Annotated in this window: 19 protein-coding genes and 1 pseudogene; 7 read left to right on the top strand and 13 right to left on the bottom strand. The window is 72.0% G+C overall.

Annotation, left to right across the window (positions count from 1 at the left end; all coding sequences use genetic code 11):
• Positions 1 to 111: 111 nt before the first annotated feature.
• From ACFVJQ_RS13275 to ACFVJQ_RS13250, 6 genes are all read right to left on the bottom strand, one after another.
• The gene (locus ACFVJQ_RS13275) at positions 112 to 1356 is read right to left on the bottom strand and encodes a cytochrome P450 (protein ID WP_385783439.1); all 1245 of its coding nucleotides are present in this window, start codon (positions 1354 to 1356) and stop codon (positions 112 to 114) included.
• Positions 1353 to 1958: an ATP/GTP-binding protein gene (locus ACFVJQ_RS13270; protein WP_224737533.1), complete on the bottom strand. Its 606-nt coding sequence runs from the start codon at positions 1956 to 1958 to the stop codon at positions 1353 to 1355. Before ACFVJQ_RS13270 ends, ACFVJQ_RS13275 begins: the two co-directional genes overlap by 4 nt.
• On the bottom strand, positions 1939 to 2310 hold the full coding sequence (locus ACFVJQ_RS13265; protein WP_385515693.1) for a DUF742 domain-containing protein: 372 nt from the start codon (positions 2308 to 2310) through the stop codon (positions 1939 to 1941). The genes ACFVJQ_RS13270 and ACFVJQ_RS13265 overlap by 20 nt, the downstream gene beginning before the upstream one ends.
• A complete protein-coding gene (locus tag ACFVJQ_RS13260; RefSeq protein ID WP_385515694.1) occupies positions 2307 to 2717 on the bottom strand; it encodes a roadblock/LC7 domain-containing protein in 411 nt (136 codons plus the stop codon). Before ACFVJQ_RS13260 ends, ACFVJQ_RS13265 begins: the two co-directional genes overlap by 4 nt.
• Complete coding sequence (locus ACFVJQ_RS13255; RefSeq protein ID WP_385783435.1) at positions 2714 to 4450, bottom strand: ATP-binding protein; 1737 nt, start codon at positions 4448 to 4450, stop codon at positions 2714 to 2716. Before ACFVJQ_RS13255 ends, ACFVJQ_RS13260 begins: the two co-directional genes overlap by 4 nt.
• A 265-nt stretch (positions 4451 to 4715) precedes the next feature.
• Positions 4716 to 5696, bottom strand: a complete 981-nt coding sequence (locus ACFVJQ_RS13250) for a GlxA family transcriptional regulator (RefSeq protein WP_385783432.1) — start codon at positions 5694 to 5696, stop codon at positions 4716 to 4718.
• A 71-nt stretch (positions 5697 to 5767) separates the two neighbouring features.
• Between ACFVJQ_RS13250 and ACFVJQ_RS13245 the strand changes: the two genes are divergently transcribed.
• The 3 genes from ACFVJQ_RS13245 to ACFVJQ_RS13235 all read left to right on the top strand — a co-directional run bounded on the left by ACFVJQ_RS13245 (position 5768) and on the right by ACFVJQ_RS13235 (position 8026).
• A complete protein-coding gene (locus tag ACFVJQ_RS13245; protein WP_385515697.1) occupies positions 5768 to 6718 on the top strand; it encodes an NADP-dependent oxidoreductase in 951 nt (316 codons plus the stop codon).
• Positions 6719 to 6889: 171 nt separating this feature from the next.
• Positions 6890 to 7264 (top strand): anti-sigma factor antagonist, encoded by a 375-nt coding sequence (locus ACFVJQ_RS13240; RefSeq protein ID WP_385515698.1) that lies wholly within the window; start codon positions 6890 to 6892, stop codon positions 7262 to 7264.
• Between the two features lie 99 nt (positions 7265 to 7363).
• A complete protein-coding gene (locus ACFVJQ_RS13235) occupies positions 7364 to 8026 on the top strand; it encodes a DUF4230 domain-containing protein (RefSeq protein ID WP_385783429.1) in 663 nt (220 codons plus the stop codon).
• Here ACFVJQ_RS13235 and ACFVJQ_RS13230 read toward each other — a convergent pair whose 3' ends face one another.
• The 6 genes from ACFVJQ_RS13230 to ACFVJQ_RS13205 are packed head-to-tail and all read right to left on the bottom strand — an operon-like array spanning position 8027 to position 11767.
• A complete protein-coding gene (locus tag ACFVJQ_RS13230; protein WP_385783426.1) occupies positions 8027 to 9787 on the bottom strand; it encodes a complex I subunit 5 family protein in 1761 nt (586 codons plus the stop codon).
• On the bottom strand, positions 9787 to 10134 hold the full coding sequence (locus ACFVJQ_RS13225) for a sodium:proton antiporter (RefSeq protein WP_385515701.1): 348 nt from the start codon (positions 10132 to 10134) through the stop codon (positions 9787 to 9789). The genes ACFVJQ_RS13230 and ACFVJQ_RS13225 overlap by 1 nt, the downstream gene beginning before the upstream one ends.
• The gene (locus tag ACFVJQ_RS13220; protein WP_385515702.1) at positions 10134 to 10886 is read right to left on the bottom strand and encodes an MnhB domain-containing protein; all 753 of its coding nucleotides are present in this window, start codon (positions 10884 to 10886) and stop codon (positions 10134 to 10136) included. Before ACFVJQ_RS13220 ends, ACFVJQ_RS13225 begins: the two co-directional genes overlap by 1 nt.
• Complete coding sequence (locus ACFVJQ_RS13215; protein WP_385267607.1) at positions 10883 to 11143, bottom strand: hydrogenase subunit MbhD domain-containing protein; 261 nt, start codon at positions 11141 to 11143, stop codon at positions 10883 to 10885. The genes ACFVJQ_RS13220 and ACFVJQ_RS13215 overlap by 4 nt, the downstream gene beginning before the upstream one ends.
• Complete coding sequence (locus ACFVJQ_RS13210; protein WP_385783421.1) at positions 11136 to 11588, bottom strand: monovalent cation/H+ antiporter complex subunit F; 453 nt, start codon at positions 11586 to 11588, stop codon at positions 11136 to 11138. The genes ACFVJQ_RS13215 and ACFVJQ_RS13210 overlap by 8 nt, the downstream gene beginning before the upstream one ends.
• Complete coding sequence (locus tag ACFVJQ_RS13205) at positions 11585 to 11767, bottom strand: hypothetical protein (protein ID WP_385515705.1); 183 nt, start codon at positions 11765 to 11767, stop codon at positions 11585 to 11587. Before ACFVJQ_RS13205 ends, ACFVJQ_RS13210 begins: the two co-directional genes overlap by 4 nt.
• A 214-nt stretch (positions 11768 to 11981) precedes the next feature.
• On the opposite strand from ACFVJQ_RS13205, the gene ACFVJQ_RS13200 reads away from it, so the two are divergent.
• Both ACFVJQ_RS13200 and ACFVJQ_RS13195 read left to right on the top strand, forming a co-directional pair.
• Positions 11982 to 12527 carry a VanZ family protein gene (locus ACFVJQ_RS13200; RefSeq protein ID WP_385515706.1) on the top strand — a complete coding sequence of 182 codons (546 nt, stop codon included), beginning with the start codon at positions 11982 to 11984 and terminating at the stop codon, positions 12525 to 12527.
• Between the two features lie 138 nt (positions 12528 to 12665).
• Complete coding sequence (locus ACFVJQ_RS13195; RefSeq protein WP_385515707.1) at positions 12666 to 13898, top strand: ricin-type beta-trefoil lectin domain protein; 1233 nt, start codon at positions 12666 to 12668, stop codon at positions 13896 to 13898.
• A gap of 12 nt (positions 13899 to 13910) precedes the next feature.
• Here the strand turns inward: ACFVJQ_RS13195 and ACFVJQ_RS13190 are convergent, their stop codons facing one another.
• Positions 13911 to 14147, bottom strand: a complete 237-nt coding sequence (locus ACFVJQ_RS13190) for a hypothetical protein (RefSeq protein ID WP_385515708.1) — start codon at positions 14145 to 14147, stop codon at positions 13911 to 13913.
• 149 nt (positions 14148 to 14296) lie between these two features.
• Here ACFVJQ_RS13190 and ACFVJQ_RS13185 point away from each other — a divergent pair, with 149 nt between their 5' ends.
• Positions 14297 to 15334, top strand: coding sequence for a PHP domain-containing protein (locus ACFVJQ_RS13185; protein WP_385515709.1), 1038 nt, complete (start codon positions 14297 to 14299; stop codon positions 15332 to 15334).
• A gap of 76 nt (positions 15335 to 15410) precedes the next feature.
• Positions 15411 to 16068 (top strand): annotated as a pseudogene (locus ACFVJQ_RS13180) (HAD family hydrolase).
• Positions 16069 to 16213: the final 145 nt, after the last annotated feature.

Genomic DNA, 16213 nt, shown 5'->3' with positions numbered 1-16213 from the left:
CCCGCCCCGGCCCGGGGCTGTGGCCCCCGGCCCCCCCCAACACCCCGGCGCGGTGTTCCCCCCCCCCGCGCCCCGGGGGGGCCCCCCGGCGGGGCAGCGGCGTCTCAGGGCCTACACCTCGAACTCGACCGGCAGGCTGTCCAGCAGGGACATCCATGTGGACGCGGTCGAGGTGAGCTCCTCCGGCGGCACGGCCAGGTGCAGGCCCGGCAGACGGTGCAGCAGGACGTCCACCGCGATCTCGATGATGGACATCCCGATGTTCTGCCCGGGGCACTCGTGCGGGCCCGCGCCGAACGCCAGGTGCGCCTGGTTGCCCTGCACCGAGACATCCGGGTCGGGCCGGACCTCGGGGTCGAGGTTGCCCGGGGCCAGACCGAGAACGAGCAGGTCGCCCTCCTCGATGCGGTGCCCGCCCAGTTCGACATCGCTGGCGGCGAAGCGCCCCGGCAGGACGGCCAGCGGCGGAGAGTTCCACATGGCCTCCTCCACCACCGCCGAGATGTTCAGCTGACCGCTGATCAGCCCGGAGAGCCGGGAGGCGTCGGTCAGGACCAGCTCCAGCACCCGGGCCAGCAGGTTGGTCGTGACGTGCGCGGCGATCAGCACCGCGCGCAGGTGGGCCACGACCTCGTCGTGGTCGAGCGCCGCGTGATGCTCCAGCAGGCCGGTGGCGAGGTCGGAGCCGGGTTCGGACCGCCTGCGCTCGGCGAGTTCACCGAAGATCTCCCTGATCACGCCGTCGTGCGTGACGGCGTCCTCGCCGCCCTTCATCACCTGAGCGCAGGACTCGACCAGGCGACGCCCCTCCGCCTCGGCAAGCCCCAGAACGCGGGCGATCACGAGCATCGGCAGATAGTCGGCGTAGTCCGCCACCAGATCGGCGCGGCCGGAGTCCGCGAACGCGTCGATCTGCTTGTTGGCGAAGTGCGTGGCGTGGCGCCGGACACCGCGGTCGGCGGCGGACTGCAGCCCGTCGCTGACGGCACCGCGCAGTCGGCGGTGAGCCTCGCCGTCCTGGGACACACAGTCGGGGCGCCAGGCGAGCATCGGAACCAGCGGAGAGTTGTCCGCGATCCGGCCCTCCCGCCAGTCCCGCCAGATCCGCGCGTCCCGGGGGAACTGGAGGGGATTGTCGAGCACTCGCCGGCTGTCCCGGTAGCCCAGTACCAGCCAGGCGGGGATGTCGCCCTCCAGCAGCACCGGCGCGACGGAGCCGTGCTCCTTGCGCAGCCGCTCGTAGATGCCGCGCGGGTCGGTCGCCGCCTCCGGCCCGTACAGCCGGGTGAGCTCGGTGTCATGGCCGAAGGGGCAACCGCGGGGCGTATCGGGATCGTTTAAGGGCTGGGCGTTCATCGGGACTCCAGTGCGACGGCAGAGCGTTCCTTCAAGTGACGTATCAGGGTGACCAGGACGTCACGGCTGGAGGCCCGGTCGCGGGCGTCGCAGGCCACGATCGGGGTGTGCGGGGAGATGTCGAGGGCGTCCCGGATCTCCTCGACCGGATAGTCCTTGGAGTCGGGGAAGACGTTCAGCGCGACGACGAACGGGACGTTCTGCCGCTCCATCTCTTCGATCGCCCGGAAGCTGGAGGCGAGGCGGCGAGTGTCCACCAGGACGATCGCGCCGAGCGCGCCCTTGAACAGGCCGTTCCACAGGAACCAGAAGCGCTCCTGGCCCGGCGTGCCGAACAGGTACAGCATCAGGCTGTCGTTGAGGCTGATCTTCCCGAAGTCCAGGCTGACGGTGGTCTCCGTCTTGTCGGCGACGCCGATGAGGTGGTCGACGTCCGCGCTGGCCTGGGTGAGGGTCTCCTCGGTGGTGAGCGGCTTGATGTCGCTGACCGAGCGGACCATGGTGGTCTTCCCCGTGCCGAAGCCACCGGCGATCATCACCTTGACCGAGCGGGTGCCCCCGCCACCCGGCCCACCGGGACGGTCAAAGCCTTTCAAGTCCACTGAGTACCTCCTCAAGGAGCGCGAGGTCCGGCCCGCGGCCGGCGTGGTGCGCCGGGATGGGGTCACGGGCTTCGACGTGGCCTGCCTCCAGCAGATCCGTCAGCAGCACCGCGAGAATGTTGAAGGGCAATCCGAGGTGGGCGCCGAGTTCGGCCACCGACAGCGGATCGCGGCAGCGCCGGAGGATCTCCTCGTGCTCGTACTGCATCCCCGGTGCGGGGCTGGTGCGGGAGACGATGAGGGTCGCCACGTCGAGACTCGACGCCGAACCGCCCGGTCCGCTGCGTCCTTTGGTGAGGACGTAGTAGCGCTCGAGACCGGACGGGTTCGTGGGCCGGCGGGGAGCACTCATCCAGAGTGCTCCTCCAGGCGCGGAGTGGTGCCGAGCAACTCACCCATCCTGCGCGCCAGGTCCCTCATCTGGTGGCCGAGCAGGCCCTGGTCGAGGCCTTCCCGGGCGAGGACGCCGAGATAGGTCTCCACCCCGGCTCGTACGACGAAGAGGTGGCCGCCGTCGACCTCGATCATCGCCAGCCTGAGGTGCCCCGCGTACTTGGGGAACTGCTCGGCGACCGGCTGTGCCAGCGCCTGCAGTCCGGCCACCACGGCCGCGAAGCGGTCGACGTCGTCGGGGTCCTCGGCGCCGTAGGAGGTGATGGCCTTGCCGTCGCTGGAGGCCACGAGGGCGAAGCGGATCTCCGGGATCGACTCCACCAGATCGCGGAGCGCCCAGCTCACATCGGTTCCCTGCTGCGTCATGTGGACTTGTCGCTCTCTTCAGTGCGGTGCTGCTCGGTGGACTCACAGCGGTCGGCCGTCGCGCCTTCCTCGCCGGGCTCGCGGCCCGCGGTGGCGAAGGCGGCCAGGCCGGCGAAGGACGCGTCGGGCGGAACGGCGGCAACGCTCGTCGTCTCCTCCGTCCGCTCCGGGCGCTCGGCCGGCTCGTGGCGTGCCGCCTCGTGCCGCTTGCTGCGGCGCCGGGGCAGGCCGCCGGGCGTGGTGTCCACGGCGTCGTCGGTGTCGGCCGGGTCCGCTGCCGCGTCGCGCTGCTCGCGGGCCGGGGCGGACGGGGCGGCCTGCGCCGTCGGGGCGGTCGCCGCCGGGGCGGCGGAGGCGGCCGCGGGCAGCGGGCTGAAGTACTTGTGCGGAACCACGACCACCACCGAAGTGCCCAGCCACGGCGAGTCCGCGAAGGTGACGCGGATGCCGTACCGGCGGGCGAGGATGCCGACGACGCGCAGACCGATGTTCGCGTCCTCCGAGATGCCGCCGAGCCCCGCGCCGGGCGCGGTACCGGCGAGGGCGTGCTCGGCCTCGCGCTTCTTCTCCTCGCTCAGGCCCTTGCCGGAGTCCTGGATCTCGATGCCGACGCCGTTCGGGACCTCCTTGCCGGAGACGATCACCGGCTCGGTGGGCGGCGAGTAGCGCGTGGCGTTGTCCAGCAGGTGGGCGAAGACCAGCGTGAGGTGGTCCACCAGGCCGCCGTCGACGCCGAGTTCGGGCAGGTGGCGCACCTCGACGCGGTGGAACTCCTTGATCCGGCCGATGCCGCCGCGGACCACGCTGAGCAGGCGCTGCGGCTCCTGCCACTGCCGGCCCGGCCGGTCGGAGCCGCCGAGCACGCTGATGCTGGCGGCGAGGCAGTCGGCGGGGCCGATCGCCTGGTCGAGCTCCATCAGGCCGCGCGCGACGGCCGGCAGCCGGCCGTGCTCGCCCTGCATCTCGTGCAGCCGGCCGCGGAGCTTGCTGGTCAGGACGTGGATGCGGTTGCCGATGCTGATCACGGCCTGCTCGGCGGAGGTGGAGCGGTTGAACTCCTCCTCGACGCCGATCAGGGCGGTCCGCAGTACCTTGCGCAGATCGGCCTGGAGTTCGGGAGCGACCTTGGCGCACTGGTTGACGGAGGGCAGCAGGTCGTCGATGGCGTCACCGGCGCGCAGCCGCTTCAGCGCGTCAGGGAGCTGCTCGTCGGCGAGGCGGGCCACCGCTGCCTGCTGGTGGGCGAGTTGTTCCTGCCAGCCGGCGGTCTGCTCGGCGAGCTGCGCCTCGTGGCTGCGGGCCTGCTCGGCGAGCTGCGCCTGGTAGCCGTCGGCCTGCTCGGTGAGGCGTACCTCGTAGCTCTCGGCCTGCTCGGCCAGCCGTGTCTCGTACGCCCGTGACTGGTCGGCGAGTTGGGCCTCGTGGGCGGCGCGCTCGGCGGAGTGCTTGCGCTCCAGGCCCGCCACATGCTGCTGCCACTGCTGCGAGTGCTCGGCCTGCGAGGTGCGGAAGCTGCCCTCCGCGCGGCGCAGTTGCGCCTGGGTGCGGATCAGCAGCCGTACGCACACGGAGCTCGCCGCGGTCGCCGCGGCTCCGGCGACGGCCGCGGTTATTCGCTCCGAGCTCATGAACGTGGCGGCAACCGTTCCTCCTCCTAAGGCCAGTGGCATCAGCCACCAGCTGTACCAGGCGACAGGGGCCCGCGCCGCCGGGGGCGGAGTGGCGAGTTCCATCTGCATCCTTCGAAGCAACACGATCGAACGGGGGGATGTGCAAGGGGGGTGTGCAAGGGGACCGCACTCATGAGTACGCACCGTGAGCCGACCCGTCGCGATCGCGTCAACTCGCAGCGCCGGACGGGAGCTTATCTGGTTCCGACCCGAAAGGATCAACCTCAGGGGGTCGCGGACGTGAGGGTTCCGTCACTCTCCGCCAGGAAGGCGTTAATCGACATATGGCCTTTGTGCCCCGGCCGAGCGGAGGGCGAGCAGCCGAGCGTCAGCGTGTCGTCTGGAACGTCCGCCGGTACGTCTGGGGTGACACGCCGATCGCCGTGTGCAGGTGCTGGCGCAGGGACGCGGCTGTGGCGAAGCCGACCTGGCCGGCGATCGTGTCCACGGGGAGGTCGCTGGATTCCAGCAGGTGCCGGGCCCGGGCGACGCGTTGCTGGATCAGCCAGCGGCCGGGGCTGAGGCCCACCTCGTCGTTGAAGCGGCGGGCGAAGGTGCGTCGGCTCATCCGGGCGTGGGCCGCGAGGTCGTCGAGGGTCAGCGGTTCGTCGAGGCGTTCGAGGGCCCAGGCGCGAGTGGCGGCCGTGCTCGCGGCGCCGGACTCGGGGACGGGCCGCTCGATGTACTGCGCCTGCCCGCCGTCCCGGAACGGCGGCACCACGCAGCGGCGGGCGACTGTGTTGGCGAGTCGGCTGCCGTGGTCCTTGCGCACCACATGCAGGCAGACGTCGATGCCGGAGGCTGCTCCGGCCGAGGTCAGGACGGGGTCGTCGTCGACGAAGAGCACGTCCGGGTCGAGGTCGATGTGCGGGTACCTGCGCCGGAACTCGTCGGCGAGCTGCCAGTGGGTGGTGGCCCTGCGGCCGTCCAGCAGCCCGGCCGCGGCCAGCACGAAGGCGGCGGTGCAGATGGAGACGATGCGGGTGCCGGGCCGGATCCGGGCGAGCGCGGCGGCGACCTCGTCCGGGAGGTCGGTGGAGACGGACTGCGGTGCGATGGGCGCGACGACCACGGTGTCCGCCGTGTCCAGGGCTTCGGGGCCGTGTTCGACGGTGACGGTGAAGTCGGCGTTGGTGCGCACCGGGCGGCCGTCGACGGTGCAGGTCAGCACCTCGTACCGGCCGTCGGCGGCGCCGAAGATGCGCGCCGGGATGCCGAGCTCGAAGGGGTAGACACCGTCGAGCGCGAGGACCGCGACCCGGTGCGTCTGCCGATTGCCACTGCCACTGCCACTGCCACTGCCATGCATGGCACGATCCTATCGAAGGTTGGCAATCTTGCCATTCTCCCGGCGGGCCGACCGCGGCAGGCTGGAGCACCATGAGCGATGTGAACACCATGCGAGCCATCAGTCAGGATGTCCTCGGCGGGCCCGAGGTACTGAAGGAAGTACGGATCGAGCGGCCGGCCCCACGGCCGAACGAGGTCCTGGTCCGGGTACGGGCCGCCGGCGTCAACCCGACCGACTGGAAGCACCGCGCCTCCGGCGGCTTCCTGGGGCAGCCGCCCTTCGTCCTCGGCTGGGACGTGTCCGGCGTGGTCGAGGCGACCGGGATCGGCGTCGCCCTGTTCAAGCCCGGCGACGAGGTTTTCGGCATGCTGCCGTACCCGTTCGGTCACGGCTCGCACGCCGAGTACGTCACCGGCCCGGCCCGCGCCTTCGCACTGAAGCCCGCCGGGATCGACCACACGCAGGCGGGCGCACTGCCGCTGGTCTCGCTGACCGCGTGGCAGGCGTTGGTGGAGCGGGCGGACGTGCAGCCGGGACAGCGGGTGCTGATCCATGCCGCGGCCGGCGGGGTCGGGCATGTGGCGGTGCAGATCGCCAAGGCGCGAGGCGCGTATGTGATCGGTACGGCGAGCGCGGGCAAGCACGACTTCCTGCGCGAGATCGGCGTGGACGAGGCGATCGACTACCGGACGACCGACTTCGCGGAGGCGGTGCGGGACGTCGACGTCGCGCTGGACACCATCGGCGGCGAGACCGCCGTGCGCTCGCTGCGCGTGCTGCGCCCCGGCGGGCTCGTGGTCTCGATCCTGCCGGTCGGTTCGGACGACTTCTACGAGGAGGCCGAGCGGCTCGGCGTCCGGGCGGTCCGGATGCTCGTCGACGCCGACCACACCGGCATGAACGCCATCGCCGGGCTCGTCGAGGACGGCCGGCTGCGCGCGACGATCGCGGGCACCTTCCCGCTGGCCGAGGCCGCCAAGGCCCACGCGCTCGGCGACACCGGCCGCACCACCGGGAAGCTGGTCCTGCTGGTCGACTGACCGCCGGGCTCCCGCCCCCGCCCTGCAGAACCCCCGAACCACGAATGAACTCAGTCTCAATTTCGATGACATATGTCAATCGAACATGCTGGAATTCACTCCATCGGAGGTAACTTGCAGGGCGGGGCCTGCAGTTGTGGGCTCGTCAGGCCGCTTGGAGGCGAGGTCGTCGTGGGGCAGGAGGCTGCGCCGCTCACCCGGCATCTGCGCATCCACCAGGAGCGGGGGCACACGGTCCTGGAGTTCCGCGGGGAGATCGACATGCTCTCCGCGGCGGAGATCCTCCCGCACCTGGACGAGGTGACGGCGCGGCCCGCCCCCCGCATCGTGATCGACCTCAACAGGGTCGAGTTCTTCGACGCCTCCGGGTTGCGTCTGCTGTACCGGGCCCGCAGCCGGGTCCTCGCCCACGACGGGCAACTCCACCTCGTCTGCACCCACCCGCTGACCCTGCGCGTCCTGCGGGTCACCGGCCTGTCGCGGCTGTTGCCGCCGCAGCCGACGCTGGACGCGGCCCTCCCGCGGCCCGGGACACCCGCCGTCTGACTGGACAGCGCTCCCCCTCATCCGTCGTACATCGGTCAACCATGCGGTCTGGCAAGGGATTTGAGGGGCATGTGGACAGGAGGAAGGAGGACCGTCGCCATGACGACTTCCATCAAGCGCCTCCCCCGGCGCCTGCCCGGCTGGGCGAAGGCCGTGAGCGCCGTCGTGCTGGTGCTCGTCGTGCTGTTCGCCGGGATCCGGCTGAGCGTGCTGCCGGGACTGCGGGATCTGTTCGGCACCGAGACGCATGACCGCTCGGGTCCGGCCCTGCTCAAGTCGATCCAGGACATCAGCCGTTACGACGCCGCCTCCGGCAACTTCCAGGTCGTCGTCGATCTGGAGAAGGACACCAAGTATCTGCCCGACGCGATTCGCGGCACCCGGACCCTGTACGTCGGCGCGGGCACCGTCGACGCCTATGTCGACCTCGGCAGGGTCGGCGAGGACGACGTGACGGTCGACGAGGACCGTACGTCCGCCACGCTCCGGCTGCCGCACGCGGCACTCGGCGATCCCGCCCTCGACACCGACCGCTCCTACGCCGTGTCCAAGCAGCGCGGTCTGCTCGACCGGCTGGGTGATCTGTTTTCGGACAACCCGAACAGCGAACAGGCCGTGCAGCAGCTCGCGGTGCGGCACATCCGTGCCGCGGCGAAGGAGAGCGAGCTCACCGCGCGGGCCGAGTCCAACACCACCGCCATGCTGGAAGGCCTGCTGGGCTCCCTCGGCTTCAAGGAGGTGCGGGTCACCTACGGAACCTGATCAGGTGGCCGGAACGCCGGGCAGGGTGAGCACGCCGAGCAGCGTGGCGCCCACCAGCAGCCAGGCCACGTAGTCCCCGACGTGCCCGGACTGCAGGCGCCGCAGCGGCAGCGCCCGGTCCGGGGCGGCGAGCAGCTTCGGGCGGGTGACGGCAACGGCGGCCAGGCCCACGGCCAGCAGGGTCGACACGAAGCCCAGCAGGATGCCGAGCGGTGTCCAGTGCACGGCGACGACGGCCCCGCCGGAGCCGGCCTCGTTCACGGCATGCGCCACCATGTCGCCGAAACCGGGCGTCGCCCCGACGGCAAGGGCTCCCGCGAGCAGCAGCGCCGGGACGGCCGTCATGGTGTCGGGCACGAAACCGATCCGTCCACGGGTCTCGGGCTCCTCCCCGGAGCCGGTCGTCTCGTACTCCCCCGCCTCCGGCGGCGGGGGCCCGAGGCCGAGGAACACACGCGCGGCGACCCGCAGTACCGCTCCCGCCGTGACCGCCGAGGCGAGCACGTACAACACGGTGAGCGGGCCGCCCGCGGCCTCCTCCGTGACCGCCTTGCCGAGTGCCGTGCCGAACGGCGGCAGCCCGGCGAGACCCAGGGCGCCGGCCGCGAACAGCACGGCGACACCGCGCAGTTGCCGGGCCCGCCCGTGCAGGGTGTGCTCGTCGACGGTGCCGTGGCGGTCGAGCAGGATGCCGGTGCAGGCGAACAGCGCGGCCTTCACACCGGCGTGGCCGAGGACGTACAGGGCGACTCCGTCGTCCGCCTCCGGGGTCAGCACGCCGATGCCGATCAGGAACAGACCGGTGTGGGCGACGGTCGAGTAGGCGAGCAGGCGTTTGATGTGCCGCTGGTACCAGCACATCACGGCACCGACGGCCGCCGTCAGCGCGCCCATCGCGACGAGGACCCGTTCCAGGTCGGCCGCCGGGATTCCGCCGGGACCGGCGAACACGGTCCCGTACACCCGCCAGACGCCGTAGACGCCGAGTTCGACCATGACACCCGACAGCAGCATGCACACCGGGGTCGGGGCGACGGCGTGGGCGTCCGGCAGCCAGAAGTGGAAGGGCACGGCGGCGGCCTTGACCAGCAGCCCGGTCAGGACGAGGACGAAGCCCGCGAGAACCAGCGCGTCGGGCCCGCCGTGCGCGTCCAGTCCGCGGCCGATCTGCACCATGGCCAGCTCACCGGTGCGCGCATACAGCAGCCCGATGCCCATCAGCATGGCGTACGCGCCCAGGGAGTTGACGACACCGAAGGTCAGCGCACCCTGCACGGCCTTGGCCTCCTCGACGCGGTAGCCGGTGAGCGCGTACGCCACGACACTCATCAGCTCGAAGAAGACGAACGCGTTGAACAGGTCGCCGGTGATCGCGAAGCCGCACATGCCGGCCTGGAACACCAGCATGAGCGCGGGGTAGGAGCCGGCATGCCGGCGGGGCGGTTCGTCGAAGTAGTGCCAGGAGTACACCAGGGCGGCGAGCGTGAGCAGCGAGGCGAGCGCGGCCATGCCGAGGCCGGGTCCGTCGCCGACCAGGACGATGCCGACGCTCTGCCCGTTCACCGGCGTCCAGCCGCCGACCCATTCGGTCCTGGGCGGCGAGGAGTTGAGCAGCAGGAGGACGGCGAGCGCGGCGGTTCCCCCGGCGACCAGGCAGCCGGCCGTCTCGGCGACGACGCGGGGCAGCCTGCGGCCCGCGGCGACCAGCGCGGCGGCGCCGAGCAGGGGGACGGCGACGAGGAGCGGCAGCAGGTGGTGCATCAGCCGCGCAGCTCGGAGAGCTCGTCGGGGTCGACGGTGCCGTGCCGCTTGGCGGTCTGCATGACCAGCGCGAGCAGCAGGGCGGTGACGGTGGCGCCGACGACCACGTCGGTGAGGGCGAGCGCCTGGACGATCGGGTCGACGACCGGGCGGGAGCCGGGCTCGGTGTCGGAGTACACCGGAGCGGTGGCACCGTCGCGGTAGCCGACGGCCACCAGCAGCACGTACGTGGCGGCCTGGCAGACGGACAGACAGCCGACGGCGTGGATCAGATTGCGGCTGGTGGCCAGCCCGTAGCAGCCGGCCAGAAAGACCCAGGCGGCGACCAGGTACGGCAGTACGTCCATCACAGCGGCCTCACGTCCTCGTTCTCATCCTCGATCTCGACGGCCTGGTCCAGGAAGCGGGCGAGCAGGACGACGACCGCGCAGGCGACCTCCATGCCGATGGTCGCGTTCAGCAGCGGCACGGTGCCGCCGGAGGACAGCGTGTTGAACGTGCCGTACGGCAGCAGGGTGTTGGCGAGGAAGGCGGTGCCCGCGAGGACGCCCGCGAGGCCCAGGACGAGGTAGGCGCAGGTGGCGGCCGCGTCGCCGACCTCGTACAGACCGACCGGCCGGATGCGTTCCAGGGCGCGGTAGTCGGCGCCGAGGTAGAGCAGGTGCAGGGCGGTCGCGGCGACGACGCCGCCCTGGAAGCCGCCGCCGGGGCTGAGCTGGCCGTGTGCGATGACGTAGAGGCCGGTGAGCAGGGCGACGGGCAGGACGATCAGGGCGTAGCGGCGTACCGGCGGGTCCACGTCGGCGGGTTCGGGCCGGGCGCGGTGTTCGTCGCGGGTCTGGCGCAGCAGGACGACGCAGCCCAGCACGGCGGCGAACAGGATGCTCAGCTCGCCGAGGGTGTCGAAGGCGCGCTGGTCGAAGTTGACGGAGGCGACGGTGTTGGCGGTGTGCCGGTCGAGGGACGCGCGCACGGCCCGGTCGCCGTACGGATGCCTCTCGCCGCCGAAGTCCGGCATCTGCAGGCAGGCGGCGACGAGCAGCGCGGCGAGTCCCGAGCCGCCGACGGCCACGAGCCACAGCCGGGCGCGCCGGTTCACCTCGCCCGCCCCTTCTGCTGTGCGCGCCGCCTGGCCTTGCGGACGGTGAGCAGCAGCAACAGCGGTGTGACGGCGGAGCCGGCGGCCAGTTGCGACAGGCCGACGTCGGGCGCCTGGAGCGCCGTGAACAGCACGGCGAGCACGACGCCTAGGACGGACAGGACGAGGGCCTGGCGCACCGGGTCGCGGACCGCGACGGCGAGGGTCGCACCCGCGGCCACGAGCAGCAGCGCGATGACGACGACCGCGTCAGCCACGGCGGACCTCCCGGAATCCCCCGGCCGCCGCGTGTGCGGCAACGAGGTTCCCGCCGATCAGCAGCGCCCCGGCCACCAGGAGCTTGACGGTCCGGCGGCCGGGCCCGGTCGCCGCGCACAGCGCCAGGACGACGGCCGCGCCGAGGCCGGCGGCCGCCCAGGTCGGCCACCGGGCGGGCGGCGGGTCGTCGGCCAGTTCACCGACGAGCAGCCGCGCGAACACGAGGGTGCCGACGGGGCCCAGGACGGCGAGGACCAGCGCGAGATCGACGTACGACGGACGGTCGTAGCCCTGGGAGAGCAGCAGCAGACCGGGACAGGCGAGGGCGGTGGACAGGTTCTGGGCCGCGACGCGGTGGCTGAGCGGTCCCGTGGCCACGCCCCACAGGGTGGCCGCCAGACCGACACCGAGCGTGACGGCCGCCGCGAGCGTCCAGCCGTTCACGATCCGGTCACCGCCCGTCGCGCGGCGCGTGCCGCGAGCGCGGACACGCCGGCGGAGCCCGCGCCCACGGCGAGCTCCAGGGTGTCGACCGCGCTGACGAGGACCAGCCACAACCCGGTGAGCGGCACCCACCAGGCCAGTACCTCGGCCAGCGCGAGCAGAGTCGTACGCCGGGTCATGGGCGGCCACCTCCGCGGCTCGTCGTGTCACGCTGTGTCATCACGCCGTGTCATCAAAGCACCAGCCCGAGTGGACGCCAGGGCGGCGCGCGCGGGTCTCCGGCGGAGTGCCCTGGCTGCAGGGGGCGAAACCGCGGCGGCGGGTCGCGGCATCGTTGTCGTGTCCGGGGGTAACCGCCTTACAGAGATGGGAAGTTGAAGACTGGAGGACCGAATGGCCCGTGCAGCCTTGCTGTCCCGCATCCTGTCCCGCCCACGCCCCGCCAAGCCGCCCGCCAAGCCCCCCGCCCGGAAGGCGCGCGCACCGCGGCGGCTGCTTCCCCTGATCGGCCGTGCACTGGCGATGGCGTGCGCCTTCGCCGTCATGGTGGCCTTCGCGGTCGTGCTGGCCCGGGTGACCCTGCAGCCCTCCCCCGCCTCCGAGGCGCTGACGCACAGCAATCTGCGGCCGGGCCGCTCCCTCCAGGCCTATCTGGACCAGCCGGCGCTGCGTGACGCGATCCGGCAGATCGGCGGCAATCTGCTGCTCGGGGTGCCCTTCGGGATACTGGTGCCGGTGCTCGCGCCGCGGGCGCGGGGGATCCTGCGCGTGCTGCTGCTGACCGCGGTCGTCATGCTCCTGGTGGAGCTGACCCAGGGGGCGGTGGTCACGGGCCGCGCCTTCGACATCGACGACGTCATCCTCAACACCGTGGGAGCACTGGCGGGCTATCTGCTGCTGGGGCGTCGGCTGGGCCGGGCGGTGCATGTACGCCGCTGAGGCCGAGCCTCAACTATTGGTCCATACCAGGGTATTGACGGCCCCTTACCCCACCTCTTGAATCAAGGTGACCCCTTCACCCTCCACCTCAGTCGGCGCAGCCGCACCCCGAGGCCCGCCGCACGGAAGGGAGAACCCTTGCCCTCGCCACGCCTGTTCCGCAGCTGTCTGCTCGCCGTGCTGTCCGCCGTACTCGTCGCGTCCGCCGCGATCGCCCCCGCCCGGGCAGAGCCTGCGGGCGTCCGGGCGGTGACCTTCTCCGACACGTTCGACGGCCCCGCCGGGGCAGCGGTCGACTCCTCCAAGTGGCAGATCGAGACCGGCGACAACGTCAACAACCACGAACGGCAGTACTACACACCCGGCACCGACAACGCCGCCCTCGACGGACAGGGCCACCTCGTCATCACGGCCCGCCGCGAGAACCCGGCCAACTACCAGTGTTGGTACGGCCGTTGCGAGTACACCTCCGCCCGGCTGAACACCGCGGGGAAGTTCACCGCGCAGTACGGGCACGTCGAGGCCCGGATGAAGATCCCGCGCGGGCAGGGCATGTGGCCGGCGTTCTGGATGCTGGGCAACGACCTGGGCGACGTCGGCTGGCCGGACTCGGGCGAGATCGACATCATGGAGAACGTCGGCTACGAGCCCTCGACGGTCCACGGCACGATCCACGGCCCCGGCTACTTCGGCTCGGGCGGCATCGGCGCCGCCTACTCCCTGCCGAACGGCCAGGCCTTCGCGGACGGCTTCCACACCTTCGCCGTCGACTGGGCACCCGACTCGATCACCTGGTCCGTCGACGGGAACGTCTACCAGCGCCGAACCCCCGCCGACCTGGGCGGAAGGACCTGGGTGTTCAACAAGCCGTTCTTCCTGATCATGAACCTGGCGGTGGGCGGCTACTGGCCCGGCGACCCGGACGGCTCCACGGTCTTCCCGCAGCAGCTCGTGGTGGACCATGTGTCGGTGACGACCAGCGACACGGCGACCGGCGTGGCGATCAGAGGGCTGGCCGGCAAGTGCGTGGATGTCGCCGGGGCGAACTCCGCCAACGGCACTCCCGTACAGCTGTACGACTGCAACGGCTCCGGCGCGCAGCAGTGGACCGTCGGCTCGGACGGGACGATCCGGGCGCTCGGCAAGTGCCTGGACGTCACCGGCCACGGCACCGCGGACGGCTCGACCGTGCAGCTGTGGGACTGCACGGGAGGCGCGAACCAGCGATGGGTCGTCACCGCGGCGCGCGACATCGTCAATCCGCAGGCCGACAAGTGTCTCGACGTCACCGGCAACAGCTCGGCCAACGGCACCCGGTTGCAGATCTGGACCTGCACGGGCGGCGCCAACCAGAAGTGGACGGTCGGCTGAGCCCCACCGGTCCTAGTGGGGGGTCCAGGTGAACTTGTCGCCGCCCACCCATCGCACCACCTCCGGATCGTCGAGGTCGTGGACCGTGATGCCGAACGCGGCGGCGGTCTCCAGGACGTCGGTGACGGCCCGCGCCGCCCCGACCACTTCACCGTCTATCTCCACGATGCGGAAGGGCGGCCGCCCGGGCTGAACGCCGAGCACCATGATCCGCGGGTGGGAGATATGGGGGCTCGCGATTTCGGTCATGACATCGAGCGTAAGTCGGATCCGGCCGTCGCGACCCTCGTGCGTCTGCTCGACGAGCGGCTCGTGGCCCCGGTGGTGGCCGAGTGCCGGCCGCCGTGCGGCCGCCGCGCTGCTGGGGAACCCTGGAGGAGTCCCCGGAGGAGGTGGCGATGGATCCCGTCGAGGCCCTGGACCGGATCGCCTTCCTGCTGGAGCGGTCCCTGGCTCCGACGTACCGCGTCCGTGCCTTCCGCAGCGCGGCGCGGGTGCTGAAGGCGCTGCCGGAGGACGAGGTGCGCGAGCGGGCCGCCGCCGGGTCGCTGGAGTCCCTCAAGGGAATCGGCCCGAAGACCGCACAGGTGGTGCGGGAGGCGCTGGCCGGGCAGGTGCCCGGCTATCTGGAGCAGCTGGAGGACGAGACGGACCGGGTCGACCCGCGGGTCCGGGGCGGTGAGGGGCTGCGGGCGCGGCTGCGCGGGGACTGCCATGTGCACTCCGACTGGTCGGACGGCGGCAGTCCGATCGACGAGATGGGCCGGGCCGCGGCGGCGCTCGGACACGAGTGGACAGCGCTCACCGACCACTCGCCACGGCTGACCGTGGCCCGCGGGCTGTCCGCCGACCGGCTGCGCGAACAGCTGGACGTGGTGGCGGACCTCAACCGGACCTGGGCTCCGTTCCGGCTGCTGACCGGCATCGAGTGCGACATCCTCGAGGACGGCTCGCTCGACCAGGAGCCGGAGCTGCTCGAGCGGCTCGACGTCGTGGTGGTGTCCGTGCACTCCAAGCTGCGTATGGATGCCCGCTCGATGACCCGCCGCATGGTGACCGCCGTACGCAGTCCGCATGCGGACGTCCTCGGCCACTGCACCGGGCGGCTGGTGACCGGGCGGGGGCGGCCGGAGTCGGAGTTCGACGCCGACGAGGTGTTCGCGGCGTGCGCCGAGTCGGGCACGGCGGTGGAGATCAACAGCCGCCCGGAGCGGCTCGACCCGCCCCGTCGGCTGCTGCGCCGGGCCGTGGCGGCCGACGTTCTCTTCGCGATCGACACCGACGCGCACGCCCCGGGGCAGCTGGACTGGCAGATCCACGGCTGCGCGCGGGCGGAGGAGTGCGGGGTGCCCGCGGAACGGGTGGTGACGACGTGGCCGGCGGACGAGTTGCTGGCCTGGACGCGGGAGGGGCGGATTCCGGCCGGGGCGGGGTGACCCATGAGCGGGACGACTTGGCGGACCGCCGCGTGGTACTCGTGCGGCTGATGAGGCAGAGCGAAAGGGACTGGCCATGGACCGCGCGGCCGTGTTCGACGTCGACGGAACGCTCGTCGACACCAACCACCTGCATGTCGCGACCTGGTGGGAGGCCTTCCGGCAGGCGGGGCACCGGATCCCCATGCACGCCATCCACCGCGCGGTGGGCCTGAGCGCCTCCGACCTGATCGCGCACCTGCTCGGCGACGACCGGGACACGGAGCGCGACGACGAGCTCAGCACCGCGCACAAGGTCCTCTACGGTCAGTACTTCGACCGGCTGCCCGCACTGCCCGACGCCGGTCGGCTGCTGCGCCGGCTGCACTGGGACGGGTGGACCGTGGTGCTCGCGACCTCGGCGGGCGGTCCGGAACTGACCGCGCTGCGCCGCGCCATCGACGCGGACGAGGCGATCACCGCCACGGCCAGTGCCCGACGACGTGACGGCGGGCAAGCCGGCGCCCGAGCCCGTCACCCACGCCCTCGAGCTCGCCGGTGTGCCCGCCGAGCGGGCCGTGTTCGTCGGCGACACCGTGTGGGACATGCAGGCGGGCAGCAGGGCCGGGGTGCGCTGCGTGGGCGTGCTCTGCGGCGGGATCCCGCGGGCCGACCTGGAGGAGTCCGGGGCGGACGCGATCTACGACGACCCCGCCCATCTGCTCGCCTCCCTGCCGGACGGCGCGCTGAGCTGAGCCGTCGCCGGAGGTGACACACATCACCGCCCTGTGCGGCGCTGGGCGGAACACCCGGGGGTGTCCGCCCGTTGAACACGCCGTGGGTGCGGATGGGACAGTGTCCCCGGGCCTCACCTTTTGCCCACAGGGACGATCGTTCGGC

Source organism: Streptomyces sp. NPDC127197 (genome assembly GCF_042672405.1).
In the GTDB taxonomy this organism is placed as follows: domain Bacteria; phylum Actinomycetota; class Actinomycetes; order Streptomycetales; family Streptomycetaceae; genus Streptomyces; species Streptomyces flavusporus.
Note: the sequence above shows the minus strand (reverse complement) of the source record. Positions and strands in the feature narration are given on the sequence as shown.